Annotated in this window: 10 protein-coding genes and 1 pseudogene; 8 read left to right on the forward strand and 3 right to left on the reverse strand. The window is 61.4% G+C overall.

Annotated elements, in window-relative coordinates; all coding sequences use genetic code 11:
• Together EN991_RS16735 and EN991_RS16740 are read right to left on the reverse strand one after the other, a co-directional pair.
• Positions 1-249, reverse strand: a pseudogene (locus tag EN991_RS16735) (2,4-dihydroxyhept-2-ene-1,7-dioic acid aldolase); the annotation flags it as partial.
• A 128-nt stretch (positions 250-377) separates the two neighbouring features.
• A complete protein-coding gene (locus tag EN991_RS16740; protein WP_013532126.1) occupies positions 378-698 on the reverse strand; it encodes a DUF1476 domain-containing protein in 321 nt (106 codons plus the stop codon).
• 274 nt (positions 699-972) lie between these two features.
• Between EN991_RS16740 and purC the strand changes: the two genes are divergently transcribed.
• The 6 genes from purC to EN991_RS16770 all read left to right on the forward strand — a co-directional run bounded on the left by purC (position 973) and on the right by EN991_RS16770 (position 4734).
• Positions 973-1767: a phosphoribosylaminoimidazolesuccinocarboxamide synthase gene (gene purC, locus EN991_RS16745; protein ID WP_013532127.1), complete on the forward strand. Its 795-nt coding sequence runs from the start codon at positions 973-975 to the stop codon at positions 1765-1767.
• A 43-nt stretch (positions 1768-1810) separates the two neighbouring features.
• Positions 1811-2053 carry a phosphoribosylformylglycinamidine synthase subunit PurS gene (purS, locus tag EN991_RS16750; RefSeq protein WP_013532128.1) on the forward strand — a complete coding sequence of 81 codons (243 nt, stop codon included), beginning with the start codon at positions 1811-1813 and terminating at the stop codon, positions 2051-2053.
• Positions 2054-2266: 213 nt separating this feature from the next.
• A complete protein-coding gene (gene purQ / locus EN991_RS16755; protein ID WP_024504558.1) occupies positions 2267-2935 on the forward strand; it encodes a phosphoribosylformylglycinamidine synthase subunit PurQ in 669 nt (222 codons plus the stop codon).
• Positions 2936-3019: 84 nt separating this feature from the next.
• Complete coding sequence (locus EN991_RS16760) at positions 3020-3685, forward strand: glutathione S-transferase family protein (protein ID WP_013532130.1); 666 nt, start codon at positions 3020-3022, stop codon at positions 3683-3685.
• Positions 3682-4089: a hypothetical protein gene (locus EN991_RS16765; RefSeq protein ID WP_013532131.1), complete on the forward strand. Its 408-nt coding sequence runs from the start codon at positions 3682-3684 to the stop codon at positions 4087-4089. The genes EN991_RS16760 and EN991_RS16765 overlap by 4 nt, the downstream gene beginning before the upstream one ends.
• A 3-nt stretch (positions 4090-4092) precedes the next feature.
• Positions 4093-4734, forward strand: a complete 642-nt coding sequence (locus EN991_RS16770; protein ID WP_013532132.1) for a Pr6Pr family membrane protein — start codon at positions 4093-4095, stop codon at positions 4732-4734.
• A 76-nt stretch (positions 4735-4810) separates the two neighbouring features.
• Here the strand turns inward: EN991_RS16770 and EN991_RS16775 are convergent, their stop codons facing one another.
• On the reverse strand, positions 4811-5062 hold the full coding sequence (locus EN991_RS16775; RefSeq protein WP_027162365.1) for a DUF1127 domain-containing protein: 252 nt from the start codon (positions 5060-5062) through the stop codon (positions 4811-4813).
• 92 nt (positions 5063-5154) lie between these two features.
• Between EN991_RS16775 and EN991_RS16780 the strand changes: the two genes are divergently transcribed.
• Together EN991_RS16780 and EN991_RS16785 are read left to right on the forward strand one after the other, a co-directional pair.
• Positions 5155-6564 carry a PLP-dependent aminotransferase family protein gene (locus EN991_RS16780; protein ID WP_013532134.1) on the forward strand — a complete coding sequence of 470 codons (1410 nt, stop codon included), beginning with the start codon at positions 5155-5157 and terminating at the stop codon, positions 6562-6564.
• A gap of 119 nt (positions 6565-6683) precedes the next feature.
• The coding region (locus EN991_RS16785; protein ID WP_245460985.1) for an AIR synthase related protein at positions 6684-7131 on the forward strand (448 nt) is incomplete at its 3' end.

Below are 7131 nucleotides of genomic sequence, written 5' to 3' on the forward strand. Positions count from 1 at the left end.
GAAATCGAGCGCGCGGCTTGCCATGTCGAAACGGCCAACGGGAATTCGCACCAGCGCCGGCTTGCCGGTAGCGAGCACCGGCACCAGGCCACGCAGCACGCTGTCTTCGTGATGGCCGCCATGCTGCATGTCGAGCGTGACGGCATCGAAACCCTGCTTGGCGACGATCTCGACCGTCAAGGCATCCGGCACACCGGACCATGCGGTGAACAACGTTTCATCGGCCGCGAGGCGGGACTTCAGGGACATGAACTCTTTCCTTGTTAGCGACCGCAGTTTCAGCCGGAAACCGCGGCAAAGGCAAAGAAAAACCGCCCGGATAGGCCGGGCGGTCGATTGGTCCAGCGTATGGCCGCGGGATCAGCGCATGGCCCGGATCAGGTGTTCTTGATCTGCTCGATCGCCTGCGCCATCAGTTCGTCCATGGTGCGGCGGATCTGGTGGTCCGACTGCTCGACGCCGGCCGCGTCGAAATCCCCGCGGATCTTGCGGAACACGTCGTGGTCGCCGGCCTCCTCGATGTCGGAGATAACCACTTCCTTGGCATAGGCGTCGGCATCGGCGCCGGACTTTCCGAGCTTTTCGGCGGCCCACAGGCCGAGCGCCTTGTTGCGGCGCGCCGAGGCCTTGAACCGAAGCTCCTCGTCGAATGCGAATTTACGCTCAAAGCCCTCTTCACGGTCTTTCATGCTGCTCATGGCGTCCCTCCGGGTCAAATTCGATTCGTTGGCGGTGAATATGTGCGTTGTCAAAGCACAAACCAAAAGGTCGCGGGCCGGTCAATATGCTTCATCGCATGCTGCGCTGCGGCATTTCAGTCCCGAAAGCGGTTGATTGGAAGGATTTGCCGATTGAGCAAACGATGTGATTGGGATAGACCCGGCATTGAACCCTACCGTAGCCGCACTATTTCAGGCAGACGGACAGGAAATGGTCTGATACCGCCTGTCCGGAACCTCAGAGAAAAATCAGATGAAAAATCGCCGCCGCATTTATGAAGGCAAGGCCAAGATACTCTATGAGGGACCCGAACCGGGCACGCTTATCCAGTTCTTCAAGGATGATGCAACCGCGTTCAACAAGAAGAAGCATGAGGTCATCGACGGCAAGGGCGTCCTCAACAACCGCATTTCCGAGTATATTTTCAACCATTTGAACCGCATGGGCATTCCGACCCATTTCATCCGCCGGCTGAACATGCGCGAGCAGTTGATCAAGGAGGTCGAGATCATTCCGCTCGAAGTGGTGGTGCGCAATGTCGCCGCCGGCTCGCTGTCCAAGCGGCTCGGCATCGAGGAAGGCACCGTTCTGCCGCGCTCGATCATCGAATTCTATTACAAGGCCGACGCGCTCGACGACCCGATGGTGTCGGAAGAGCACATAACCGCGTTCGGCTGGGCGAGCCCGCAGGAAATCGACGACGTGATGGCGCTGGCCATCCGCGTCAACGACTTCCTCTCCGGCCTGTTCATGGGCGTCGGCATCCAGCTCGTCGACTTCAAGATCGAATGCGGCCGCCTGTTCGAAGGCGACATGATGCGCATCGTCGTCGCCGACGAGATCTCGCCGGACTCCTGCCGCCTGTGGGACGTGGCGACGCAGGACAAGCTCGACAAGGACCGTTTCCGCCGCGACATGGGCGGCCTCGTCGAGGCCTACCAGGAAGTTGCCCGCCGCCTCGGCATCATGAACGAGAACGAGCCGCCGCGCCCGACCGGCCCGGTGCTCGTCGCCTCGACCGACGGCCTCAAAGGCAAGCCGCACTGATCGCGGTTTGCGACCCGATAATCAGAACAGGAGCATGTCCAGCGTGATCAAGGCCCGCATTACCGTCACCCTCAAGAACGGCGTGCTCGACCCGCAGGGCAAGGCGATCGAACACGCATTGTCCGGCCTGGGCTTCGGCGGCGTCGGCACGGTGCGGCAGGGCAAGGTGTTCGATGTCGAGCTGGCGGAAAGCGACAAGGCCAAGGCCGAAGCCGACCTCAAGGCCATGTGCGACAAGCTGCTGGCGAATACGGTGATCGAGAATTATAGTGTGACGCTTACCTAAGGCTGTGCCGGAGGCACGGATGCCTGAAGTCACGAATGAACTGATGTACGAGCTTCTCGAGATTGTAGCGATCAGGCTTGCAGGCGTTGAGCACGCAAACGGACGTCAACAATATCTACGCGATAGCAGGCCGTATCGATCAACATCTTGAACGGATTGAGCAGCGCCTCGAGTTGCGCTAACTCGCCGAAGCACAAAGGCCTTACGAACGAAATGAAATCAGCCGTCGTCCTCCTGCCTGGCCTCAATCGCGACCGCGACATGATCGCGGCGCTGACCAAGATTTCGGGAACACCGCCGGTCACCGTCTGGCAAACCGACACCGAAATCCCCGATGTCGATCTGATCGCCATTCCGGGCGGTTTTTCCTTCGGCGACTATCTGCGCTGTGGCGCGATCGCCGCGCGCATGCCGGTCATGCGGGCAGTGGCCGAAAAAGCGGCCGCGGGCGTGACGGTCATCGGCGTCTGCAACGGTTTCCAGATCCTGGTCGAGGCCGGCTTGTTGCCGGGCGCCTTGATGCGCAACACCTCGCTGAAATTCGTCTGCCGGCAGGTGAAGCTCGAGATCACCAATGCCAACACCATGTTCACCCGCCGCTATCAGCCGGGCCAGATCATCCGCTCGCCGGTCGCGCATCATGACGGCAATTATTTCGCCGACGCCGACACGCTTGCCCGTCTCGAAGGCGAAGGCCAGGTGGTGTTCCGCTATGCCGAGGGCACCAACCCCAACGGCTCGATCAACGACATTGCCGGCATCGTCAACAGCCAAGGCAATGTGCTCGGGCTGATGCCGCATCCGGAAAACCTGATCGAAGCAGCCCATGGCGGTACCGACGGCCGCGGACTGTTCGAGAGCGCCCTCGGCATCGCTGCCTGACGATATCGAAGCGAACAGCTTGAAAACAGCCGGACATTCCTGTCTCTTTGGAGCAAGTCTGGTTCATTGGGGAGAGAGACGGTCATGAAACTCTATTCGCGGCCGTTGTCGCCCTACTCGTCGATCGTGCGGGCATTGGCCTACATCAAGGACGTACCACTCAAGATCATCGCGCCGCCGCCCGGTTTTCCCATCCCGGAAGAGTTTCGCGCCATCTCGCCGATGAACCGGATTCCGGTGCTGATCACCGGCTCGGGCGAGACGATTGTCGAATCGGTGGTCATCGCCGAATATCTCGAGGAACGGTTTCCAGAACCGGCGCTGCTGCCCCCCGATTCCAAGGACCGTGCGCTGGTGCGCATGTTCGCCCGCATCACCGATCTCGATGTGCTGACCCCGTTGATGAAGCTTTTCGAGCTTCATTCCGTGCCGAAGCGCAACAATGCCGAGATCGACGCTCAGTTCGCCCGCCTGCATCATGGACTGGCGGCAATCGAGGCCCGTATGGCGCAAGGGCCCTTCGCACTCGGCGACGACATCAGCTTCGCCGATGCCTGGCTGACGCCGACGCGGTTCATCTTCAACAATTTCCGCGCCATGACAGGACGCCACGACCTGCTCGACGCCTATCCCAAATTCGACGCCTACCAGCAGATCGCCTCGCAACACCCGGCATTGTCGCGTGTGTGGGGCGAGATGACCGACGGCTTGAAAATCTTCCTGTCCGAGCTTGAGATGGGTGCCGCTTGATCAAGTCGAGGACGATCGCGCTGGTCGCCGCGGCGGGCTTTGTGCTGGCATCCTGCCAGTCGACGCCAAAGAGCACGCCTGTTCCCTCGGGCAAAAGTGCAGCGCTGCTGGCCATGGAACAAGTGGCGATCGCCGCCCACAAATGCTGGATCGCCAGCAAGGACCCGGCCTTCAAACCGTATCAGATGGCCAATGAGCTGAATTCGTTCAGCGGCACGCCGCGTTTCCTGCTGGTTCCGGCCAAGCACTATGGCGGCAAACCTTTGCTGGTCGTGCAGGCGCAAGGCAATTCTAGCCGTGTCGACGTCTTCGGACCGCTGATGAACGATCCGCTCGGCGCCCGCATCGGCTCCGACATTTCCCGCTGGCAGGCCGGCAATCCGGCCTGCGCCGCGACGGCCTAGCCCATGGGCCGCTTTCTGCAGATTGTGGGGCTGGTCATCGGTCTGGCCGGGCTCATCCTGCAGTTCTGCATCAGCATTCCTGCATCGATGGAAGCAGGCCGCAGCCTGCTTGGCTCCGTCATTTTCGTCTTCAGCTTCTTCACCATCCTGACCAACATCGGCGCGGTGCTGGTGTACACGTCGCTGCTGTCACCCACCTTCTATGCCTGGCTGCCGGCCTTTGCAGGGGCGCGGATGCGCACCGGCGTTGCGGTTTCGATCGCACTGGTCTTCATCATCTACGCAACGGTTCTGGCACGACTCTGGCAGCCGCAGGGACTGTTCCTGCTCTGCGATGTTCTCCTGCACTACGTCACGCCGGTGCTGTTCGTGCTGTGGTGGCTGATATCGGGCGCCGACGGCCGGACACGCTGGAGCGACATTTCGTGGTGGGTGATCTATCCCATCGCTTATCTGGTCTATGCGCTGGTGCGGGCGCCGCTTGCCGGCGAGGTGCCCTACCCTTTCCTGAACATCGCCAAGAACGGCGCGACCAGCGTCGTCATCTCAGCTGCAGCCATCACCGGACTTTTCCTCGTGCTGTGCGTGGTCGCCGTCCTTGCGGACCATGCCGTTGCACGCACCAGGGCGTCGAGGGTCCGTTAGAACTGTGCGGACCTTCTGTCCGGATTTCCCGGGACCATCATCTTTCCCAAACCGGTTCCCACTTTTGGGATCACGGTCAGTCCCAGAACGGCCTGATGCCCTCGCGGTGGGCGTCGCAGCGCGTGACGCCGATATCCTTGAGCTGGTCGTCGGTCATCTCCAGCAGAGCCAACCGGCTGCGGCGGCGATCCAGCAGGTTGTCGATCCATCCTGCCAGCGACCTCAGCACGCGCACAAGGCGGCTGACAAAGCCGCGCTGAGCCGACGGGCGTGTCGATTGGGCCGATAATGCAGCGCTCGAATGACGTATTGTCGCAATTGTATTCATTTTCTTTCTGCCAAAGTCCTAAATTGTACCCTTTTGGCACGCGATTGATATGTATTGACTCATCTATCGGTGCAATATAGAAAATTGTCACCATGACAAATTGGCTTCCAGATCTCACTGCCGGCTCCGGCCCGCTGTATCAGCGGCTGGCGGATTCCATCGAGACGGACATCGATCGGGGCGTGATCGATGCCGGCGCAAAGTTGCCGCCGCAGCGCGACCTCGCCTACGACATCGGCACCACCGTCGGCACGGTCGGCCGGGCCTATCAATTGCTGCGCGAGCGTGGGCTGGTGAGCGGCGAGGTCGGGCGTGGAACCTATGTGCTCGGCCAGCGCGCGAAGCCGGATTTTCCGGCTCCGGACGTCGGCGGCGAAGGCACGCGCTATATCGATGCGCCTAAAGGCAAGCTGCGTTTCGACAGCACCGCAGCACCTGATATCGGCCAGGGCGACATTGTCGCCGGTGTCCTGTCGCGCACGGCGCAGGACCATCCGCATGAGATTTCGAGCTACACCAGGGATTTCCCCGAACGATGGTACGAAGCCGGCGCCCGCTGGTTGGCGCGCAATTCCTTTCGCCCGGATGCCGACACCATCGTTCCCACGCTCGGCACCCATGCGGCGGTGATGGCGGCGATCGCGGCGCTCACCATGCCTGGCGACTATGTTGCCTTCGAGCACCTCACCTACTCGCAGGTTTCCCGCAGTGCCGGCTTGATCGGCAGGCGCACCGCGTTGGTGGCATCGGACGATGAAGGCATCGATCCGCAGGATTTCGAGCGCGTCTGCGCGCAAAAGCATCCCAAAATGATCTTCCTGATGCCGACGGCGCAGAATCCGACGCTGGCCACCTTGTCGGCGGCGCGCCGCGAAGCGATCGCCCATGTCGCACGCGAATACAATGTCGTCCTCATCGAGGACGACCTCTATGGCAATCTGACCGATGATCCGACGCCGTTGCTGGCCGAATATGCTCCTGAGAGGACCATTGTCGCGGGCGGCCTGTCGAAGTCGGTCGCAGCCGGTGTGCGCGGCGGCTGGCTTTCCTGCCCGCCCGCCTACCGCCACCGCATCCGCGTCGCCCACAAGATGATGACCGGCGGCATGCCCTTCCTGCTGGCGGAGGTGAATACAAGGCTGGTGCTGTCCGGTCAGGCGGATGAGATACGAAAGCGCAGCATCGCCGAAATCAGCGCCCGCATCGCCATCGTACGCGAGACTTTGGCCGGCTTCGCCTTCAAGTCGCATGACAGGGTGCCCTTTGTCTGGCTGACCCTGCCCGACCCCTGGCTTTCCGGCACCTTCAAGAACGCTTGCCTGGAGCACGGCGTGCTGATCGACGACGAGGACGAATTCAAGGCCGGCCGTTCCGAGCAGGTTTTCCATGGCGTCCGCTTCGGCGTTTCGCAGCCGAGACAGCGCGGGGATATCGCTGAAGGCGTTGCGGTGATCCGGCGACTTCTCGATGAAGGCCGCGCCGGCTACGACAGCTTCTCCTGACACTGCGTGGCTTTGTCCGGTTTTCCGTCGTTTTTCGTCAATCCATGGGTGTATCGGCCGCAAGGCTTGCGATAAGACGGGACTCAAAATCCCAACGTCCCGGATAAAAATCGCCGCCCATGACCATTTCCAATTCCGTGCCGATCACCCCCGAGCTCATTGCCTCACACGGGCTCAAGCCCGACGAGTACCAGCGCATTCTCGACCTCGTCGGGCGCGAGCCGAGCTTCACCGAACTCGGCATCTTCTCGGCGATGTGGAATGAGCACTGCTCCTACAAATCCTCGAAGAAATGGCTGCGCACGCTGCCGACCACCGGACCTCAGGTCATCCAGGGGCCGGGCGAGAATGCTGGCGTGGTCGACATCGGCGATGGCGACTGCGTCGTCTTCAAGATGGAGAGTCACAACCACCCATCCTACATCGAGCCCTACCAGGGTGCGGCGACCGGCGTCGGCGGCATATTGCGCGACGTCTTCACCATGGGCGCGCGGCCGATCGCGGCGATGAATGCGCTGCGTTTTGGTGCGCCCGACCATCCCAAGACCAGGCACCTCGTTTCAGGCG

This window comes from Mesorhizobium sp. M7A.F.Ca.US.005.03.2.1 (assembly GCF_003997795.1).
Classification (GTDB): Bacteria; Pseudomonadota; Alphaproteobacteria; order Rhizobiales; family Rhizobiaceae; genus Mesorhizobium; species Mesorhizobium ciceri.